Source organism: Paracoccaceae bacterium Fryx2 (assembly GCA_032334235.1).
Classification (GTDB): Bacteria; Pseudomonadota; Alphaproteobacteria; order Rhodobacterales; family Rhodobacteraceae; genus JAVSGI01.
The window spans coordinates 423931-443737 of the sequence record JAVSGI010000003.1 but is presented as its reverse complement, the minus strand read 5'-3'; the positions used below and the strand labels follow the sequence as shown (position 1 = coordinate 443737).

At 68.2% G+C, this 19807-nt stretch carries 18 protein-coding genes; 2 read left to right on the top strand and 16 right to left on the bottom strand.

Annotated elements, in window-relative coordinates; translation table 11 throughout:
* Positions 1 to 639 precede the first annotated feature (639 nt).
* The 10 genes from RNZ50_03195 to RNZ50_03150 all read right to left on the bottom strand — a co-directional run bounded on the left by RNZ50_03195 (position 640) and on the right by RNZ50_03150 (position 11922).
* Positions 640 to 1308 (bottom strand): hypothetical protein, encoded by a 669-nt coding sequence (locus tag RNZ50_03195; protein MDT8854052.1) that lies wholly within the window; start codon positions 1306 to 1308, stop codon positions 640 to 642.
* A 120-nt stretch (positions 1309 to 1428) separates the two neighbouring features.
* On the bottom strand, positions 1429 to 1953 hold the full coding sequence (locus RNZ50_03190) for a phage tail protein (protein ID MDT8854051.1): 525 nt from the start codon (positions 1951 to 1953) through the stop codon (positions 1429 to 1431).
* 15 nt (positions 1954 to 1968) lie between these two features.
* Entirely contained in the window at positions 1969 to 3822 is a 1854-nt protein-coding gene (locus RNZ50_03185; GenBank protein ID MDT8854050.1) for a phage tail sheath subtilisin-like domain-containing protein, read from the bottom strand.
* A gap of 369 nt (positions 3823 to 4191) precedes the next feature.
* The gene (locus RNZ50_03180) at positions 4192 to 5697 is read right to left on the bottom strand and encodes a M81 family metallopeptidase (protein ID MDT8854049.1); all 1506 of its coding nucleotides are present in this window, start codon (positions 5695 to 5697) and stop codon (positions 4192 to 4194) included.
* Between the two features lie 14 nt (positions 5698 to 5711).
* Positions 5712 to 6662 (bottom strand): ABC transporter ATP-binding protein, encoded by a 951-nt coding sequence (locus RNZ50_03175; GenBank protein MDT8854048.1) that lies wholly within the window; start codon positions 6660 to 6662, stop codon positions 5712 to 5714.
* Entirely contained in the window at positions 6655 to 7617 is a 963-nt protein-coding gene (locus RNZ50_03170; protein MDT8854047.1) for an ABC transporter ATP-binding protein, read from the bottom strand. Before RNZ50_03170 ends, RNZ50_03175 begins: the two co-directional genes overlap by 8 nt.
* Complete coding sequence (locus RNZ50_03165; GenBank protein MDT8854046.1) at positions 7614 to 8465, bottom strand: ABC transporter permease; 852 nt, start codon at positions 8463 to 8465, stop codon at positions 7614 to 7616. Before RNZ50_03165 ends, RNZ50_03170 begins: the two co-directional genes overlap by 4 nt.
* Complete coding sequence (locus tag RNZ50_03160; protein MDT8854045.1) at positions 8462 to 9388, bottom strand: ABC transporter permease; 927 nt, start codon at positions 9386 to 9388, stop codon at positions 8462 to 8464. The genes RNZ50_03165 and RNZ50_03160 overlap by 4 nt, the downstream gene beginning before the upstream one ends.
* Positions 9389 to 9412: 24 nt before the next feature.
* Positions 9413 to 10990, bottom strand: a complete 1578-nt coding sequence (locus RNZ50_03155) for an ABC transporter substrate-binding protein (protein MDT8854044.1) — start codon at positions 10988 to 10990, stop codon at positions 9413 to 9415.
* Entirely contained in the window at positions 10987 to 11922 is a 936-nt protein-coding gene (locus RNZ50_03150) for a MurR/RpiR family transcriptional regulator (protein MDT8854043.1), read from the bottom strand. The genes RNZ50_03155 and RNZ50_03150 overlap by 4 nt, the downstream gene beginning before the upstream one ends.
* A 114-nt stretch (positions 11923 to 12036) precedes the next feature.
* On the opposite strand from RNZ50_03150, the gene menC reads away from it, so the two are divergent.
* Together menC and RNZ50_03140 are read left to right on the top strand one after the other, a co-directional pair.
* Complete coding sequence (menC, locus tag RNZ50_03145) at positions 12037 to 13155, top strand: o-succinylbenzoate synthase (GenBank protein ID MDT8854042.1); 1119 nt, start codon at positions 12037 to 12039, stop codon at positions 13153 to 13155.
* Positions 13152 to 13853, top strand: coding sequence for a GNAT family N-acetyltransferase (locus RNZ50_03140; protein MDT8854041.1), 702 nt, complete (start codon positions 13152 to 13154; stop codon positions 13851 to 13853). The genes menC and RNZ50_03140 overlap by 4 nt, the downstream gene beginning before the upstream one ends.
* Here the strand turns inward: RNZ50_03140 and RNZ50_03135 are convergent.
* The 6 genes from RNZ50_03135 to RNZ50_03110 all read right to left on the bottom strand — a co-directional run bounded on the left by RNZ50_03135 (position 13825) and on the right by RNZ50_03110 (position 19757).
* The gene (locus RNZ50_03135; GenBank protein MDT8854040.1) at positions 13825 to 15474 is read right to left on the bottom strand and encodes a dihydroxyacetone kinase subunit DhaK; all 1650 of its coding nucleotides are present in this window, start codon (positions 15472 to 15474) and stop codon (positions 13825 to 13827) included. The two genes, RNZ50_03140 and RNZ50_03135, sit on opposite strands and share 29 nt — an antisense overlap.
* Before the next feature lie 12 nt (positions 15475 to 15486).
* Positions 15487 to 16482 (bottom strand): ABC transporter ATP-binding protein, encoded by a 996-nt coding sequence (locus RNZ50_03130; GenBank protein MDT8854039.1) that lies wholly within the window; start codon positions 16480 to 16482, stop codon positions 15487 to 15489.
* Entirely contained in the window at positions 16475 to 17572 is a 1098-nt protein-coding gene (locus RNZ50_03125; protein MDT8854038.1) for an ABC transporter ATP-binding protein, read from the bottom strand. Before RNZ50_03125 ends, RNZ50_03130 begins: the two co-directional genes overlap by 8 nt.
* Before the next feature lie 4 nt (positions 17573 to 17576).
* Positions 17577 to 17765 carry a hypothetical protein gene (locus tag RNZ50_03120; GenBank protein MDT8854037.1) on the bottom strand — a complete coding sequence of 63 codons (189 nt, stop codon included), beginning with the start codon at positions 17763 to 17765 and terminating at the stop codon, positions 17577 to 17579.
* 106 nt (positions 17766 to 17871) lie between these two features.
* Entirely contained in the window at positions 17872 to 18813 is a 942-nt protein-coding gene (locus RNZ50_03115; protein MDT8854036.1) for a carbohydrate ABC transporter permease, read from the bottom strand.
* A complete protein-coding gene (locus tag RNZ50_03110) occupies positions 18810 to 19757 on the bottom strand; it encodes a sugar ABC transporter permease (GenBank protein MDT8854035.1) in 948 nt (315 codons plus the stop codon). Before RNZ50_03110 ends, RNZ50_03115 begins: the two co-directional genes overlap by 4 nt.
* Between the last annotated feature and the right edge of the window lie 50 nt (positions 19758 to 19807).

Here is a 19807-nt window from a genome sequence, read left to right as displayed (position 1 = left end):
CTGTGCGGCGGCGGGTGCGGGGGCGGAAAGTTCCGGGCGCGACGCGGCTGGGGCGGGCGTGCGTTCGGGCCGGACGGGCGGACGCGCGGGTTCCGGCGGCGGGGCCTGGGGGCGGGCAGCGAGTGGCGGCGCGACCGTGCGGCGGGGCAGGGCCGGGGCGGGGGGGCGCGAGGCCGGGGGGCTTGCGGCGTCGGTTCGGCCGCGACGATGCGGGGGGCCGGGTCCGGCCGCGTGGCAGAGGGTGGCCCGGCCGGGCCATCCCGGCCCGCGGCCCCGGCATTCCCGGCCGGCCCGGCCCGGCCCGGCACCCCGCCCCTTCCCGGGGCCGCAGCAACCGGGGGGCCGGGCGTCTCGACGGGCGGGGCAGACGCCGCCGCGCCGGGTGGCCCCGGCGGGCCCGGCACCGGCAGGGCGGGCGTGGTGCGGGGGGGGGCGGGCTCCGGCTCTGCCTCCTCGGGCGCCCAAGGGTCCGCGAGGGGCGGCCTGCCTCCGGGTGCAACCGAGGCTTCAACCCCGCGCGCCCGGTCGATGAGGTGATCGAACAGGCGTTTCATGGGCCGCCTTTCGCTGAACGGGCGCGGCGCCGGGCAGGGGGCAGCGGGGCGTCGGCAGGCGGGATGCGGTGGGGAAACGGCCGGTTCATGACCCGATCATCTCCAGATACGCGCGGCGCCGGGCAGGGGGCACCGCCAGAATCTCGGCCTCGGTCCAATGATAGGCGCTGGCCAGCACATGAATCTCGGCCAGCAGCCGCCGGCCCGCCCCGGCGAGGTCGGCCCAGAGGTGGCGCACGATGTCGAAGGGGCGCGACCACGCCGCCGCGCAATGGGCGCAGGTCAGGTCGAACACCACATGCGCCAGCGGATCGGCGGCCGCGAGCCAGTCCTCGATCCGGGCGACCTCGGCTTCGGACAGATCGTCCGACCCGGCGGCGGCGCGGGCCAGTGCCAGACGTGCCTCGGCGCGGGGCAGGCCCTCGATGGCAAGGATGTCGGCGGTGGTCAGCCTGCGGGGGGTTAGGCGGCCGCACCCGGTCGGCGCCGGGGCGGCGGCTTCGGCAAGGGCGGGAAGGGGCGCGGTGAACTCGACCCGCTGGCCGCAGGCGGGGCAGGTGTCCTCGCAGGGGCAATCCGCCCCGAACCACAGCGCGCGCAGCCGCATCAGGGCGGCGTCGCGCGCCCCCAAAGGCAGGTCTGCGGCGGCCTCTATCCCCCCGGCCCCGGCCAGTGCCAGCGCCCGCCGCGCCGGCGAGACCGGCCCGGACGTGGCCAGCAACAGCACGTCGGCCTCTTGCATAACCCTGTTCATCACGTCCTGCCTTCTTTCGGGCCGCAGGCCTGCCCGGGCACATGCATACCCGGGAGGCAAGCTGCCCCCTGCTGTTCGCCTGCCGCTGCTCTGCCGGGGCGGACCCCGGCCGAACCCCGGTCAGGCCGGTTCGGTGAACGATCCTTCGGTCGGCTCCCTGACGTCGTAATCCCGTTCCCAGCCCTCGTGATCGAGCTTGATCATCTGGATGGCGATGGCATTGGCATTGGCGTCAAGGTCGGGCAGCGCCTGGTATTCGCTGACCCAGCAGCGGTAGATCTTGTAGGCGAGCGCCAGTTGCCCGGCCTCGTTGTAGACCTCCAGCGTCAGATCCTTGCGGAAGTCGGCCAGCGAGGTTTCGGCCCCCAGCCCCGCGCCCCAGTTCCACACCTTGTTGGCCCACTGCTCGAACCGCGGGTCGTGGGTCACGCCGCGTTCCAGGGTGATCGCCTCGTATTCCGTCCGCCCGGGGCTCTTGCGCGAGGTGGAAGGGTCGCCGCCCTCGCGGTGCTTGATGACCTCGGTGGTGCGCTTGAGCATACTGGTCTTGCTGACGCCCAGCACATACTCGTTGTCCCATTTCACGCGGAACTTGAAGTTCTTGTAGGGATCGAAGCGGTTGGTGTTGACGCTGAACTGTGCCATGTTTCCCGGCCCCCCTTACGCCGCGCTCTCGCCAGCGATCTGCTGGAGCTGGATGACCACGAATTCGGCCGGTTTCAGCGGCGCGAAGCCGACGCTGATGTTGACGATGCCGCGGTCGATGTCGGCCTGCGTCGTCGTCTCGGCATCGCATTTGACAAAGAAGGCGTCATCGGCCGAGGCGCCCTGGAACGCCCCCTTGCGGAACAGCCCGTTCATGAAAGACCCGACGTTCAGACGGATCTGCGCCCAGAGCGGATTGTCGTTGGGTTCGAACACCACCCATTGCAGGCCGCGGTAGAGGCTTTCCTCGATGTAAAGTGCCGTGCGCCGCACCGGCAGGTATTTCCATTCGCTGGCCAGCCGGTCGTCGCCCTGCAGGGTGCGCGCGCCCCAGACCACTCGCCCGGCCGGGGGCAGGCTGCGCAGGCAGTTCAGCCCCAGCGGGTTCAGTTGCCCGTTCTCGGCATTGGTCAGCGGCACCGTCAGGGCGGGCACGCCGCGCAGCACCGCCTGAAGGCCGGCCGGGGCCTTCCAGACCCCGATGCGGCTGTCGGTGTTGGCGATCACGCCCGCAATCGCGCCGCAGGGGGCGAAGGATTCGATCTGGCCGTCGCGCAGCACGTTGGGCTGGCGCAGGCGCGGGAAGTAGAGCACCGCGTTGCTGCTGACCGTGCCGACCCCCGCCGCCATGCCCGCCACCGCCTGCGCCACCGTGCCCCAGCCCGAAGGCGGATCGACAATCAGCACCGCCCGGCGTTCCTCGCAGTAGGTCGCCGCCTCGGTCCAGACCGGGGCGGTGGTGTCGGTTTCGGGGGCGAAGGGCGGAATGCAGAGCAGGTTGAAGATGTCTGCATCCTCTAGGGCATAGATGCCCTGCTTGTTGGCGCGCGAGCCCAGGTAGTCGGGTGCGGTCAGCGCCACCCCGTCCGAGGCTGGCACCGTGACCCCGGTGGACACGGCGGCGGCGAAGGCGTCGCCGCCCAGCGGCACCGGGCCGCTGTCGGCCGGGCGCCCCCCCGGCAGCGCCCCGAAGGCGCGCACCAGCGTGGAGCCGTTGGCCAGCACCAGATCGACCCGGCGCGGGCTGTCGGCGGCGACCGACAGGTTGCGGAACACCTCGACCGTGCCGGTGCCGCCATCGCGGATCGACAGGTTGAAGGCGTCCCCCGCCGCAGCAGGCACGTTGTGATCGACCCGGGCGCGCAGGCCATTGGCCCAGGCGCCCTCGCTCGCGGCCTCCAGCGACAGCCCGCCGCCAAGGTTGATCCGCGCGCGGGTGACCGGGGCCGCGGCATTGGCGGCGGCGGTCACGGCACCCGCCACGGCCGCCGTTGCGGCGTCGAGCACGTCGGTCAGGGCTGCGGCACCCGCGACGGAGGCTTCGGCCGCGGCGGCCACCGCGGTTGCGGCCGACAGGGCCGCCGCACCCGGCGCACCGGCCGCAGCCACGGCGGCGGTGGCGGCATCGGCCACCTCCTGCTCGGTTGCCACCGGGGCATCCACGGCCGCCTGCGCCGCGGCGACGATGGCATCGGCCGCCGTCTGTGCCGCCGCCTGTGCCGCGGCAAGGGCGGCCTGGCGCGCCGCCTCGTTGGCGAAGCTGGGGGCGAACAGCCGCACGATCACCGCCTGGCCGCCGCCGTTCACGAAGAAATCCTTCGTGGCGAAGCTGAGGGTGGAGCCGGTCCACAGACCGCCGAAGGTCCGTTCGAAATCGCCGTAGGAGTTTATGACGACCGGAACATTCACGGGGCCGCGCCGCGCCCGACCGATCAGGGCCGCCACCGAGGTGGGAACGCCTGCAATGGTCCGGACACCGGAGGGAATTTCCTGAATGTAAAGGCCCGGGAAAGTGCCAACAATCGACATGCTGCTCACCCAATAATTATTTCAAGAACATGGGATAATCTTACCAAAAATTTCGTTCACTTTCAAATTGAACGTGAAAGCGCGCCACAGCCGGAAATTGCGCTGAGGCTGTGCGGGCTTACGCCCGTTCCTTCAGAAGAGCGCGCAAAACCCCGCATGGCGCGGCCGCGCTACCGCGCAGCACGCGGACAGGGCGTCGAGTGGGATTCGATTCGGGGCAGGCCGGGAGGGGTGTCCGCGTGGTTTCCGATCCTGAGACCGTGGGACAACGGCGCGGGCGGACGCTCCGCGGGGGATATTTTCGAACAGAAGAAAGGGGACGGGCGAGGCGGCCCCGGAGGCGTCTCCGGGGGCGCTGGTTGGTTGCGGTCAGAGCACCATGTCGCGGTCGAGCGGGAAGATCGGGCGCGGCACGTTGCGGTAGGGGCGGCGATGGGCCTGCGGGGTGGAAAGCGCGCCCGAGTCGCACACGATCACCTTGCCCGCGATGGGCTCGAAGGCGGCGCGGAAATGCTGCATCGATTTCAGCGCCACCACGGTCTTTTCGGCGGGCTGGATGCCGAAAGCCTTGAACTGCTGCTGGTCGAGCATCTGGCCGCGCTCGGTCACCACCAGGATGTCGATGCCCGCCACCCGCAGCACCGCCGTGGGGCCGAAGGTGAAGTGCAGCCCGCCGATCATCGGCCCGTCTCCGGTCAGCGCGCCGTCCGAGACATGCATCACCGTGCCGGTCAGGGTCAGCGGGCCGCCGCCGAAGCTGGGATCGACCTTGCCGCCAAGGGCGAGCGTCACTTCGTCGCCGGGCTTGTGCGTGGTCAGGATCGCGGCGGCTTCGGGGTCGATCACCGGGGCGAAGGTGGCATTGGTCAGTCCCGCATCCAGCATCGCGGCCAGCAGGTTGGTCGCATCCCCATAGGCGCCCGATCCGGGGTTGTCGGCATAGTCTGCGATGATCAGCGGGCCGTTTGCGGCATCGAACGCCTTGCCCATCGCGGCGGCCTCGGCCACGTCGAGGAAAGTGTTTTCCGAGGTGAAGCGCATGTCCCAGACCGCATCGGCGAGGCTCTCGGCCAGTTCGCGGGCACGCGTCGCGGCCCCCGGCACCTTGCGGTCATGCGTCACCAGCACGCTGGGGCCGACATCGCGGATGTCGGCATCGCCGAAGCCCGCGTTGATCGACACGGCGAGGATGCCGGGCTCGCTTTCTGCCGCCAGCGCGCGGGCGTAAACCGGCAGCATCGGCCCCCTGTCGGTGCGCCCGCCATTGGTTTCATCAAGCATCGGGCGGTGCGCGCGCAGGGTGGCGGGGGCGGTCTTGCCCGACATGGCGGCATCGAGCAGGCGGCCGGCCTGAAGGCCGCGGGCGCGCATGTCGATGTGCGGGTATGTCTTGTAGGACACGATGATGTCGGCAAGCGCCGCCATCTGCGGCGTGGCGTTGGCGTGCAGGTCCAGTGTGATGGCGATCGGCAGGTCGGGCCCGGTGATGGCGCGGATGCGCGACAAAAGCTCGCCCTCGCCATCCTCGCAGAAATCAGGGACCATCGCGCCGTGGAGGCCCAGCAGGATGCCGTCGAGGCTGTCTTTCTGGGCCGCCACCGCGTCGCAGATCCTGCCCGCGATCAGGTCATAGGCCGCGCGCGCCACCTTGGCCCCCGGTTCGGCATGGGCGGAGATGACATGGGTCATCCGCCAGCCCGCCTCGGCCGCCGCATCCATGAAGCCGCCAAGCTCGGTATTGGCGGCACCGCGGGCGGCGATGGCCTCGGCGCCTTCGGCAAGCATCTGGGTACGGAAGGCGGGCAGGTCGGTGGAGCCTTGCTTGAAGGTGTTGCTTTCGTGCAGGAATTCGGCGGTCAGAACGTGGCGGGTCATGGGGGCTCCGGGAGTCAGATCGGGTGAAAGCAGGCTGCGGAATGGCCGCCTGCGTCGGTGGTCAGGGGTGGCACGCTCGCGCGGCATTGCTCGGTGGCGCGCGGGCAGCGGGCGGCGAAGGCGCAACCGGGGGGCAGGGCGAAGGCCGAGGGAATCTCGCCCGTCAGGTTCGAAAGCTCCTTGCGGTGCAGCGGGTCGGGGGTGAAGTTGCTGGCCATCAGCGCGGCGGTGTAGGGGTGGCGCGGGGCGGCCTGCGGGTCGGGCAGGTCTTCGACCACCGAGCCCAGATACATCACCACGATCCGGTCGCAGAAGTAACGGACAAGGCCGAGGTCATGGCTGATGAACAGGTAGGTCAGCCCCAGCCGCGCCTGAAGGTCCTGCAACAGGGCTACGATCTGCGCCTGGATCGACACGTCGAGCGAGGCGGTCGGCTCGTCCAGCACCACGAAATCGGGATGCAGAGCCAATGCGCGGGCGATACCGACGCGCTGCCGCTGGCCGCCAGAAAGCTGGTGCGGGTAGCTGGTGGCGAAGGCGGAGGACAGGCCGACCTGATCGAGCAGTGCGGCGACATGGCCCTTCGGCAGCGGTTCGCCCTGCACCACGAAGGCTTCGGCCAGCACCTCGGCGATGCTGTAGCGCGGGTCAAGCGAGGAGTAGGGGTCCTGGAACACCATGCCCATCCGGCGGCGCAGGCGGCGCAGGTCGCGCGGCTTCAGCGCAGCAAGGTCGGTGCCGTCGAAGCGCACAGAGCCGCCGGTCGGTTCCAGCAGGCGCAGCACCAGCCGGGCGAGGGTGGACTTGCCGCAGCCGCTTTCGCCCACCACGCCGACCACCGCGCCGCGCGGGATGGACAGCGACACGCCGCGCACCGCCATCATGCTGCGCGGTTTCGACAGCCAGCCGCCGGGGCTGGTGAAGCGGCGGGAAAGATCGGTCAGGGTCAGAAGGGGTTCAGGCATCGGCGCCCCCCAGCGGGAAATGGCAGGCCACCACGCCATCGCCGAGCGGGCGCGGCAGCGGCACCTCGGTCTGGCAGCGGGGTCGGCAGGCGGGGCAGCGGGGGTGGAAGCGGCAGCCTTCGGGGTAGCGCGCCACGCCGGGCACAGCACCTGGGATGCCGGTCAGCGCGCCGGGGGCCATGCCCTCGCGCGGGATGCAGTCGATCAGCGCGGCGGTGTAGGGATGGGAAGGCTGCGCGAACAGCGGGCGGACGGGGCGCGCCTCGGCCAGACGGCCGGCATAGAGCACCGCGACGGAGTCGCAGACCTGCGCCACCACCCCCATGTCATGCGTGATCAGGATCAGCGCCAGCCCCTGTTCGCGCACCAGCGTGGCAAGGATGTGCACGATCTGCGCCTGCACCGTGACATCAAGCGCGGTGGTCGGCTCGTCGGCCACGATCAGGTCGGGCTTGCCCGCCAGCGCCATGGCGATGACGATGCGCTGCTTCATGCCGCCCGAAAGCTGATGGGGGTAGGCGTCGCAGATCGCCGCCGCCTCGGGGATGCGGAGTTGCGTCAGAAGGTCGATGCTGCGCGCGCGGGCGTCGGCGCGGTTCAGCGACAGGTGCAGGCGCGACACCACGTCGATCTGTTCGCCGATGCGCTGCACCGGGTCGAGTGCGGTCATCGGGTTCTGGGTGATGAAGGCGATGCGGCGGCCGCGCAGGGCGCGCAGGCGCGCCTCGGGCAGTTGTGCCAGATCGGTGCCGTCGAACAGCACTCGGCCTGCGGTGATGCGCCCGCCGATCAGCGGCAGAAGGCCGGTGATCGCCAGCGCGGTCAGCGACTTGCCCGATCCGGATTCGCCCACCAGCCCCAGAATCTGGCCCCGGTCCACCGCAAAGCCGATGCGGTCCAGCGGCTGGACGCGTTCGATGGCGACCGACAGGGCTTCGACTTCCAGCAGCATCATGCCTCCCTCAGTCGGGCGCGGATGTCGAGCGCGCGGATCAGGGCATCGCCAAAGAGGTTGATCATCACCACGGTGATCGCGACGGCAAGGCCGGGAAACAGGATGATCCACGGCGCCTTGAACAGGAGTGCCGTGCCAGAGGACATCATGGCGCCCCAGCTTGGCGTGGGCGGCTGCGCGCCAAGGCCGAAGAAGCCCAGGGTCGCCTCAAGGATGATCGCGTCGCCGGTGGCGAGCATGGCGCTGACCAGCACCGGCGCCAGCGCGTTGGGGATCAGGTGGCGGAACACGATGTGGATGTTGGAGCCGCCAAGGCTGCGGGCAGCCTCGATGTAGGTTTCGCCCTTGATCGCCATGATCTGCGCGCGGGTCAGGCGGGTGAACTGCGCCAGATAGGCCACCCCGATGGCCGCCATGGTGCCGGTGATGCCGGGGCCGATGATCGCCACCAGGATCAGCGCGACGAGGATTTCGGGGAAGGACCATGTGAGGTCCACCACCACCGTCACCGCCCGGTCGAAGCGCCCGCCGAAATACCCCGCCGCCGCCCCCAGCATCATGCCGACCGTGACCGAGATGCCGATGGCGATGGACGAAACCGACAGCGAGGTGCGCGCGCCGTGCATGATGCGGGTCAGAAGATCGCGGCCGAATTCGTCGGTGCCGAGCCAGTGCTGGGCCGAGGGCGGCTGGAACGCGCCCTTCAGGTTCTGCACGTCGTAGTCGTAGGGCGTCAGCAGCGGCGCAAAAATCGCCATCAGCACGAGGCCTGCGAGCCACAGCCCGGCAATCGCGCCCTTCGGCGTGGCGATGGTGCGGCGCAGCGCGCCGTGCGGCGTGGCGGTCATTTCAGCGCCGCCCGAACGCGCGGGTCCATCACGGCCTGCAATATGTCGCCCAGCAGGGTGCCCAGCATGACGGCCATGGCGAGCATCAGGAGGCACGCCTGCACCACAGGATAATCATGCTGGTTCAGGGCCTTGATCAGCAGCGTGCCAAGGCCGGGGCGGGCGAACACCACCTCGACCGTGACGGCGCCGCCCAGCACCCAGCCGATGCGGAGCGCCAGAATCGTCACCACCGGGATCAGGGCGTGGCGCAGCACATGGGCAAGCTGGATGCGCAGCGGGTGCATCCCCTTGGCGTGCAGGAGCAGCACGAAATCGCGCTGCCCGGCCTCGATCATCGCGACGCGGGTGACGCGGGCGACCAGCGCGGTGCCGCCAAGGCCGATGGTCAGCACCGGCAGCACCAGCGACGACCAGCCGCGCGCGCCGGACACCGGAAACCACTGGAAATGCACCGAAAAGGCCAGGATCAGCAGAAGCCCCAGCCAGAAGCCGGGCAGGGTGGAACCCAGCAGCACGCCGCCCATGATCACCTGATCGGCCAGCTTCTCGCGGTTCAGCGCCGCCACGACGCCCAGAAATATGCCCATCACGGTGGAAAACAGCAGCGCAAACCCGCCCAGCGCCAGCGAATGCGGCAGGGCCTGCGCGATCAGGTCGATCACCGGGCGGCGCCCGACGATGGCGGTGCCAAGATCGCCGGTCAGAAGCTTGCCCAGCCAGATGAAATACTGTTCCGGCAAGGACCGGTCCAGCCCGTAGCGCGCGGCGATCACCGCGCGCTGTTCGGGGCCGGAGCCGACCTTGATCAGGCTGTCGATCGGATCACCCGGAATCAGGTGGATGATCGCGAAAATGATCAGCGACACGGCGAGGAACACCGGGATCAGCAGCAAGAGCCGCCTGAGCACGTAGCCGATCATCGGTTTTCCCCGCCTGGCTTCAGATCACTCGATCACTTCCATTTCCAGGATCGCAAGCCCCTGGAACTGCGGCGAGCGGATGGTTTCGGGCAGCTTCAGGCGATCCTTGTTGTAGCCGATGTTCTGCACCGGCTGGTAGATCGGCGCCATCGGGAATTGCGACAGCACGTATTCATGATAGGCGACGAAGTTGGCGATGCGCTCTTCCTGGTTCTTCGAGCCGGTCATGGCCTTGGCGCGCAGTTCCTCGGCCTTGGGGTCGTTGAACATCGACACGTTGGGATAGCCCAGCCGGTCGGCGCCGAAGAACCAGTCCACGATGTCGGCATTGTTCCAGAAATACGACCGCACGGCGGCCTGCTGTTCGCCGGTCTTGTACTGGTCGCGGATGGTGGAACTGTCGAAGGTGGTGATTTCGGACGCGATGCCCACCGCCTTCAGTTCGGCCTGAATGACTTCGGTCAGGCGGCGGAAGATGCTGTCGCTTTGCGTCCAGAGCGTGATGGACAGCGGCGTGCCGTCCTTGGCGCGCACGCCGTCGGGGCCCATCATCCAGCCCGCCTCGTCGAGCAGGGCGTTGGCCTTTGCCGGGTCATAGCTGATCTTGTATTCCGGCGCGACATCGCCTTCGGGCAGCGAGGAAATCAGGAAAGTGTCGGCCACCGAGCCCACGTTGCCATAGACCGATTCAAGGATTTCCTGCTGGTTGACCGCCAGCGCCGCGGCCTGGCGCACCTTGATGTCGGTGAAGGGTTCCTTGGTCACGTTGAACGGCATGTAGACCACCTCCAGCCCCGGCAGGGTAAGGGTGGCGATGTTGGGTTCCTTGGCGAGTTCGCCGAGGAAGTCGGTCGGCACGCTCATCAGCATGTCGACGCCGCCGGTTTTCAGTTCCAGGAAGGCGGTGCTGTCCTCGGCAATCTCGCGCAGGGTCAGGCGTTCGATCTTGGCCGGGCCCTTGTTGACCGCCAGCGACGGGCCCCAGGTGTAATCGTCGTTGCGCACCAGCACGGTTTCGGTGCCGATGGTGAAGCTTTCCATCTTGAACGGGCCGGTGCCGACGGCTTCGGTCACGCCGTAATCCTCGCCCAGTTCCTTGTAGGCCTTGGGTTCCACCACGCCCATGAAGCTGCTCGACAGGTTGTAAAGCAGGTTCGGGTCGGGGAATTTCATCGTCAGCTTGACCGTGGCATCATCCACCGCCTCGATCTTCTCGATGCTTTGCGTCATGTAGCTGTTGTCGGTGCTGGCATAGAAGCCCAGCCATTCCGCCACGGCAGCGGCGTTAAGCGGCTCGCCGTTGTGGAAGCTGACGCCGGATTTCAGCTTGAAGGTCCAGGCCATGCCGTCTGCCGCCTCTTCCCAGCTTTCGGCAAGGCCGGGCGCATAGGACTGGTCGGCATCCTGCAACACCAGCGTATCGTAGATCAGCGTCGAGCCGGTGTTGGTGTTCGATGCCGCCACCACGTTGTAGGTCGGAACCCCGACCTCGGAGGACGGCAGCACGATCACCGCCTCCTGTGCCCAGGCGGGGTTCAGCGCCAGAAGCGCGGTCAGGCTGACGCTGGCGGCCAATAGCTTGCGGTGCAGGGAAAAGGTCATGGGGTCGCTCCTGTTGGGGTGGTTTGTTTTCTTGTGGTTCTTGGGTCGCCGGTGTGGCCGATGAAGTCGCCATAAAGCGACGAGACGCGCGCCATGCGGGCCTCGACCCCGGCGCCAAGCTGGTTGAAGACGCCGTTGACCATCAGCCCGATCAGACTGGCCATGGCCGATGTGGCATCCCAGAAATGGTTGAGGTCGGTCGGCACCGCGAACATCTCGGTCGCCACGCCGCGCCCCCAGTCGCAATAGGGGTCGGTGATCAGCGTGACCGGAATGCCAAGGCCGCGCGCATCGACCGCCAGTTTCCACGTCAGCCGCGAATAGCGCCGCCCGTCGATCAGCACGAGGCAGGTCTTGGCCGGGTCGGCCAGCAGGATCTCGGCAAAGTTGCCGCCCGCAAGGTCGGCCAGATGCACGCCGGGACGCAGGTAGTGCAGCCCGTTGGCAAGCTGCATCGCATGGCAGCGTTCGGTCTGGAAGCCCGCGACATGCACGGCGGGGCAGGCGGCCAGCCGCGCCACGGTGCGGGCAAACTCGGGCCCCGCTGCCATGTCATGCACCGCGACAATCGCCGCCAGCTCCAGTTCCAGCGCCCGCGCCGCCTCGGCATCGCCATTGCGCGACCGGGCGTGGAAGTCGCGCAGCCGGTCGCCGATCAGCCAGGCCTTGTCGCCCAGATCATCCTGCAACCGCGATTTCAGATCCTTGAAATGGGCAAGGCCGATGGCGCGGCAGTAGCGCCCGATCGACGCCTCGGAAACGCCGATCTTCTGCGCCACGGAAGCCGCGGTTTCGAACGGCAGGCTTTTCAGGTTGGTCAGCATGTAGCCGGCAATCGCGCGCTCGGTGCGGGTGGCGGTGGTCATGCTGGCAGACAGCCGCTGCGCGAGGTCTGATGGTTCCGCCGCTTGCTGCCCGTCGACTCGCCCCATGCCGTCTCCCCTGGCTGATCGGGAAAGCGTGTCAGAAAACTTTCCAACCGTCAATCTTGCAAGAAAACTATTAGAAGCCTAGAGTTTCGCCATGCCGCCCGAAAAGGAGCCGCCATGACCCACGCCCCCCTTCATATCGACAGCGCCGAACTGCGGCTGGTGCGCCTGCCGCTGCTGACGCCCTTTACCATTTCCACCGGAACGATGACGGAAAAGCTGTTTCCGCTGCTGATCCTGCGCTCGGGCGGGCTGGAGGGCTATGCCGAAGGGGTGATGGACCCGCTGCCCGACTATCTGGACGAAACCATTCCCGGCGCGCTGGCGCTGTTGCGCGAGGTTCTGCTGCCGCGCATCGTGGGCGCCAGTTTCGAGAACCCCGCCGCGCTGGAAAAGCTGCTGCTGCCCTGGCGCGGGCACCAGATGATCAAGGCCACGGTCGAGATGGCGTTCTGGGACCTGTGGGCCAAGTCCTTGAACCTGCCGCTGAAAACCCTGCTGGGCGGCACCGGCACGGCGGTCGATGTCGGCGTGTCGCTGGGCATCGGGCCGGTGCCCGGCACGGTGGACCGGGTGCGCGCGCATCACGATCAGGGCTACAAGCGGATCAAGCTGAAGATCATGCCGGGGCATGACCTCGGTCTGCTGGCTGCGGTGCGGAATGCGTTCCCCGACATTCACCTGAGCGTCGATGCCAACAGCGCCTATACGCTGGCCGACATGGCGGTGCTGCGGCGGCTGGACGATTTCGCTCTGGACTACATCGAGCAGCCGCTGGCCTGGGATGACATCCACGACCACGCCACGCTGCAGGCCCGCATCGCCACGCCGGTCTGTCTGGATGAAAGCATCCGCTCGGCGGCGGACGCGCGCAAGGCGTTGCAGACCGATGCGACGCGGGTGATCAACATCAAGGTCGGGCGGTCGGGCGGATATCTGGAAAGCCTGCGCATCCATGACCTCTGCGCCGCCTTCAACGTGCCGGTGTGGTGCGGGGGGATGCTCGAATCGGGCATCGGGCGGGCGCACAACATCCACCTGTCAACGCTCGCCAATTTCACCAAGCCGGGCGACACCTCCAGTTCCAGCCGCTATTTCGCCCGCGACATCATCGTGGAAAGGCTGGAGGCGTCGAACGGTTCCATGCCGGTGCCGGAAGGCCCGGGCATCGGGGTGAGCCTTGACTGGGATTTCCTCGACCGCATGACGCTGAGCCGCGAGAAGGTGGCCGCGTGACCCTTCTGCGCGATCTGGCGGGGATGGACGAATTCCGCGCCGCCGAGGCGCTGCAATGCACGGTCTGGGGCGCGGGCGACAAGGAAGACCCGGCCGACCTGATGATGGTTGTCCAGGCCGAAGGGGGGATTGCAGCGGGGGCGTTCGAGGGCGGGCAGTTGCTGGGCTATGTGTTCGGCTTCCCAACCGCGACGCCGGGGATGCAGCATTCGCACCGGCTGGCGGTTCTGCCGCAGGCGCGCGGGCAGGGGCTGGGGGCGGCGCTGAAATGGTATCAGCGCGACTGGTGTCTGGCGCGCGGCATCACCTGCGTGCGCTGGACCTACGACCCGCTGCGCCACGCCAACGCCGCGCTGAACATCGCGCGTCTGGGGGCGCGGGTCTCGGTTTATTGTCAGGATTACTATGGCGTGATGGCGGGCATCAACAGCGGCAGTCCGTCGGACCGGCTGCTGGCCGACTGGGCGCTGGATGCCCCCCATGTCGCGGCGCTGGCGGCGGGGGGCGTGGCTGACGCGCCTGCCGATGCCCTGCGCATCGCGATCCCCGCCGATTTCGGCGCCTTGCTGACCGCCGATCCGGCGGCGGCGCTGGCGGCACGGCTTGAGGTGCGCGCGGCGATGCAGGCGGCCTTTGCCGACGGCCTTGCGGTGCAGGGCTATGACGTGGTCAGGCGGGAGTATCTGCTGGCGCGGTGACGGCTCTTGCCAGATCCTCGAACACCCGTGCCACGCCTTCGGCGCCGGGGTCGTTGTGGCCCGCCAGCTTGTCGGCCCCCAGATAGCTTGACCGCCCGGCCTTGGCGCGGGTGATGCGGGCGGTGGCATCCGCCCCTTCCCGCGCCGCCGAAGCCGCCGCCGCGAGGCCCCCGGGCAAGGCCGCCAGCGCCGGGGCCATCGCGTCGATCATCGTGCGGTCACCCGGCACCGCGCCGCCGACCTGGCTGATCCGCTCCAGCCCCGCGACCAGCGCCCCGATCCAGCCCTTGCCGGAAGCCGAGGCATCGCCCGCGGCGGCAAAGAAGATCGCCAGCAGCACCCCGGACGATCCGCCCATGGTCTGGCTCAGCTCTGTCCCGATGGCGCGGTAAAGCTGCGTCGTGTCGGCCAGCGGCAGTCGGTCCAGCGCCGCAATCAGGGCACGCGCCGCCGATGCCAGGGTGGAGCCGGTGTCGCCGTCGCCCGACCGGGCATCCAGCGCGTTCAGGTCACGCTCCGCCGCGATCAGCGCGCGGCAGCAGCGATCCACCACGGCGCGGTGGCCGGGATGCGCCGAGGCCAGCGCCTGGATCGGGGTCAGCCCGTCGGGCAGCGGCCGCAGCGCCACCCCGCCCAGCGCGTTCAGGCCGGGCCAGGCGGGCAGGGCGACCGGGGCCGCCAGGGCTGCCACCTCATCCTGCGTCACCGGCAGCAGCGACACCGAAAACCCCTGCATGTCGAGCGAGGTCATCATCGCGGCCGGCCCCACGATCCACTGCACCCGGTCGGCCAGCGCAGATCGGGCCAGTTCCTCGGCCAGCACGCTCATTTCCAGCGGCATCGCGCCGCCGAGGTTGTTCAAGAGCGCGACATGCGCCCCCGGCCCGACATGCGGCGCCAAGCGTTCCACCACCATCGCCATCGCGGCGCGGGCGCCTGCGAAATCGACCTGCTCCACTCCGGCCTCGCCGTGGATGCCAAGGCCAAGTTCGGCCTTGCCCTGGCCGATCCGGTCCTCCTTGGGCGAGCCGGGCACGGTGCAGGTGTCGAGCGACATCCCGATGGAAATTGCCCCGCCGATCACCCGCTCGGCCGCAGTCGTCACGGCATCAAGGTCGGCGCCGCCTTCCGCCAGCGCACCCGCGATCTTGTGCACGAACAGCGTGCCCGCCACGCCGCGCGCCTGCGGCAGGTCGGGCAGCGCCACGTCGTCATCCACGATCACCATCGACACGCGCAGCCCGAAGGCCCGCGCCCGTTCCGCCGCCAGCCCGAAGTTCAGCCGGTCGCCGGTGTAGTTCTTGACGATCAGCAGGCAGCCCGCCTTGCCGGTCACCGCCAGAATCCCCGCGAGCACCGCATCGACCGAGGGGCTGGCGAACACGTCGCCGCAGACCGCGGCCGTCAGCATCCCGCGCCCCACGAAGCCCGCGTGGCTGGGTTCATGCCCCGACCCGCCACCCGACACCAGCGCCACCCGTCCCCGGTCCCAGTCGGCGCGGAGCACGACGCGGATGTGCGGATAGCCGTCAAGCCGCGCCAGCCGACCGCCCGAGGTGCGCACCAGCCCGTCTGTCGCCTCGGTCACCAGCGATTCCTTGCTGTTGATGAACTGTTTCATCGCCTCTCCTCCTCAGGTCAGCCGCAGCCCGCCGGCATCGAACCACAAGGGGTCCTGCGGGCGGATGGCGAGGGTGTCGCCGGGTTTCAGCGGGGTGTGAACGTCGCTCAGCGTGATCAGGTCGTGGGGGCCGAGCGTCAGGTGCAGGCGGGTCTGGTCGCCCAGATGCTCGACCCGGCGCACGGTGGCATCCAGCCCCTCGCCCTGCACGATATGTTCGGGGCGCAGCCCGATCTGCGCCGCCCGCGCCGGGGCCGGGCCGAACAGGGTGGCGGGCAGCAGGTTGATGCGCGGCTGGCCCAGCCGGGTCGCGACATAGGTGCTGACCGGGTGTTCGTAGATCGCGCGCGGGCTGCCGAACTGCACCAGCCGCCCGGCATCCAGCACGCCGACATGGGTCGCCATGGTCATCGCCTCGATCTGGTCATGCGTCACGTAAAGGAAGGTCGCGCCAAGTTCGGCATGGATGCGCTTCAGCTCCACCCGCAGGTCGGCGCGCCGTTTCGCGTCGAGCGAGGACAGCGGTTCATCCATAAGGAAGATGCGCGGGCTGCGCACCAGCGCCCGCCCGATCGACACCCGCTGCATCTCGCCGCCCGAAAGCTGGGTGGCCTTGTTGTCGAGTTTGTGTGCAATCCGAAGCACTTCGGCCACGTCCTTCACCCGCTTTTCGATCGCCGCCTGCCCCCAGCGCAGGATGGGCGAGCGCAGCGGAAAGGCGAGGTTTTCCCGCACCGTCAGATGCGGGTAAAGCGAGTATTGCTGGAACACCATCGCCACGTCGCGCTGGGCCGGCATGTCGCCCAGCACCGAGGTGCCGCCGATGCGGATGTCGCCCGCGTCGGGCTTCTCCAGCCCGGCAATCAGGCGCAGGGTGGTGGTCTTGCCCGCGCCGGTGGGGCCCAGCAGCACGACGAAGGCGCCATCGCGGATGACCAGAGAAACCAGTTGCAAGGCTTTGGTCTTGCCGAAGGATTTGGAAAGACCGTCCAGCACCACCTCAGCCATGGTTCACCCCCGCATTCGCCGCCGTGCGGAAGGCGCGCCCGGTGGCGGCATCGAACAGTGACAGGGTGGAGCCGGTGAACTCCAACCCCACGACCTCGCCCACCCGCGCCGGGCTGCCCGACCCGATCCGCGCCTTCACCGTGCCATGCGGCGTGGTGAGGGTGACGATCTGGGTGGTGCCCAGATATTCCGCCGCCTCGATCCGGCCCCGGTAGGCCCCGGCATCGCTCAGACGCACATGCTCGGGCCGCACGCCCAGCACCAGCGGGCGCAGGGTGGCGCTGTCGTGCAGTTCCGGCGTGGCGACGGCATGGCCGCCCAGGCTGATCTGCGCGTCGCCCGCCCGGAACGAACCGTCGAACCGCAGGAAGTTCATTGACGGGCTGCCGATGAAATCGGCGACGAACAGTGTGGCCGGGTGGTCGTAGATATCCTGCGGCGTGCCGAACTGTTCGACCGAGCCGTGATTCATCACCACGATCTTGTCGCCCATCTGCATCGCCTCGAGTTGGTCATGGGTGACATAGACGGTGGTCGCCCCCATCCGGTCGTGCAGGGCGCGCAGTTCTTCCGCCATGCGCTCGCGGAACTCGGCATCCAGCGCGCCCAGCGGTTCGTCCATCATGAAGGCAGCGGGGCGGCGCACGATGGCACGGCCCAGCGCCACCCGCTGACGGTCGCCGCCCGAAAGCCCTCCCACCGGCGCGTCGAGGATGCTTTCGATGCCCAGAATCCGCGCCACCTCGGCCACCCGCGCCCGCACTTCGGCGCGCGGCATCCCCTGACTGACCAGCGGGTAGGAAATGTTGCGCCGCACGTTCATGTGCGGGTAAAGCGCAAACATCTGGAACACGAAGGCAATGTCGCGCTGGCTGGCGGGCTTCTGGCTGACCTCGTCGCCGCCCAGCCAGATCTCGCCGCTGGTCGGCAGTTCCAGCCCCGCGATCATCCGCAGCGTGGTGGTCTTGCCGCAGCCCGACGGCCCCAGCAGCATGAAGAACTCGCCGTCGCGGATGGTGAAGGACGATTCCTTCACCGCGACGAAGGCGCCGAACTCCTTGCGCAGGTTGCGGATGACGATCTCGACCAAGGGGTTACTCCGGAAAGTGGCTGGTGATGATGAACATCACCGTGCCCAGCAGCGTGACAAGGAACGACCAGGTGAAGGCCCAGAGCACGAAGGGCTGCATCAGCATCACCACCCCAAGTGCTATCAGCAGCGTGGCCAGCATTTCCCACGGACCGCGGCGCAACCGGACCAGACCGGACAGGAACGCCTTCATGCCCCACCCCTTTCTTCTGTTTTCAAATATCCCCGCCGGAGGCTCCCGCCGCCGGTGCCGGGTGCCTCCGGCGGGGATACTTGGGCCAAGATGAATGCAGCAGAGGTCATTTGCGCACCGCCCCGAAGGTGATGCCGCGCAAGAGGTGCTTGCGCAGCAGGATGGTGAACACCATCACCGGCAGCAGGAACAGCGTGGCCCCGGCGGCGACGGCCGGCCAGTCCTGCCCGCCGATCCCGATGATGGTCGGGATGAACGGCGGCGCGGTCTGGGCGGTGCCCGAGGTCAGCAGCACGGCAAAGGCATATTCGTTCCAGGCGAAGATCAGGCAGAAGATCGCGGTCGAGGCGATGCCGGTTGCGGCCTGCGGCAGCACCACCTTCACGAAGGCCTGAAAGCGGGTGTAGCCGTCGATCAGCGCCGCCTCCTCGTATTCGCGGGGAATCTCGTCGATGAAACCCTTCAGAAGCCAGACGGCGAGGCTGATGTTGACGGCGGTGTAGAGCAGGATCATGCCCAGATGCGTGTCGGACAGCCCGAGGCTGCGATACATCAGGAAGATCGGGATCGCGACGGCGATGGGCGGCATCATCCGGGTCGAAAGGATGAAGAACAAGAGGTCATCCTTCAGCGGAATCTTGAAGCGCGAGAAGGCATAGGCCGCCAGCGTGCCGAGCACGATCGACAGGAACGTCGAGCCGAAGCCGATGATCACCGAATTCACGAAACGCTCGCCGAACTTCGACGGCCCGGCGATCACCATGCCGCGGTTGCGCACGATGGTTTCGGCAAAGCCCGAGGGCGGGGGCAGGGCGGCCAGCGCCTCGGGTGTGACCCGGGTGCGGGTGGTGAACAGGTTGACGTAACCTTCCAGCGAGGGCTGGAACACCACCTTCGGCGGATAGCTGATCGCGTCGGCCGGGGTCTTGAAGCCGGTCATGATGATCCAGACCAGCGGCAGCAGCGTGATCAGCGCGTAGCCGATCACCAGCGTGCCCGCGACCCATTTCTGGCGCCCCGACGGTTCGGTGATGGAATAGGCGCTCATCTTTCCTTCACCTTGTTCAGGGCCTTGACGTAGATCGAGGCGAGGCCGAACACCGTCACGAACAGGATGATCGCGTAGGCCGAGGAATAGCCGGTGCGCCATTTCTCGAACGCCTCGCGCTTGAGGTTGATCGAGGCAAGCTCGGTCACCGACCCGGGCCCGCCGCCGGTCAGTTGCACGACGAGGTCGAACATCTTGAAGTTCTCGATGCCGCGGAACAGCACGGCCAGCATCAGGAAGGGCAGAACCATCGGCACCGTCAGGGTGAAGAACTGCCGCAGCTTCGACGCACGGTCGATCTCGGCCGCTTCATAGATGTAGTCGGGGATCGAGCGCAGCCCGGCGAGGCAGATCAGCATAACGAAGGGCGTCCACATCCAGGTGTCGACGATCACGATGGCCCAGGGCGACAGGGTGACCGACCCCAGCATCTGGAAACTGGCGGCGGGGGTGCCGGTCAGAAATTCGACGACATAATTGAACAGGCCGATCTGGGGTTGATAGAGGAAGGTCCAGAAGTTGCCGACCACCGCCGGAGACAGCATCATCGGAATCACGATCAGCGTGGTCCACAGGTCATTGCCGCGGAACTTGCGGTTGATCAGCCAGGCAAGGCTGAAGCCGATGATCACCTGGAAGAAAATCGTCCAGAACAGGAAATGCGCGGTGACCTGCATGTTCTGCCAGATGCCCGGATCGGTCAGGATGCGGGTGTAATTCTCGAGCCCCACCCATTCCACCGCCTGATTTGGCCGGTTGGCGCGGAAGTTGGTGAAGGAAAGCCGCACCGTCCAGATCAGCGGAAAGATGTTGACCGCCAGCAGCAGGAAGATGGTCGGCGCCACGAACAGCCACGCGATGGCGCGGTCCGACAGGCCGCGCATCCGTGCCGCCATTGGCGCCGGGGTGGCGCGCGCCAGCCGGTCGATGGGGTTGCTTGTCATGGCCGCATGTCCTGCCGGAGGTGACGGGCGCGCCGGAAGGGGCGGCGCGC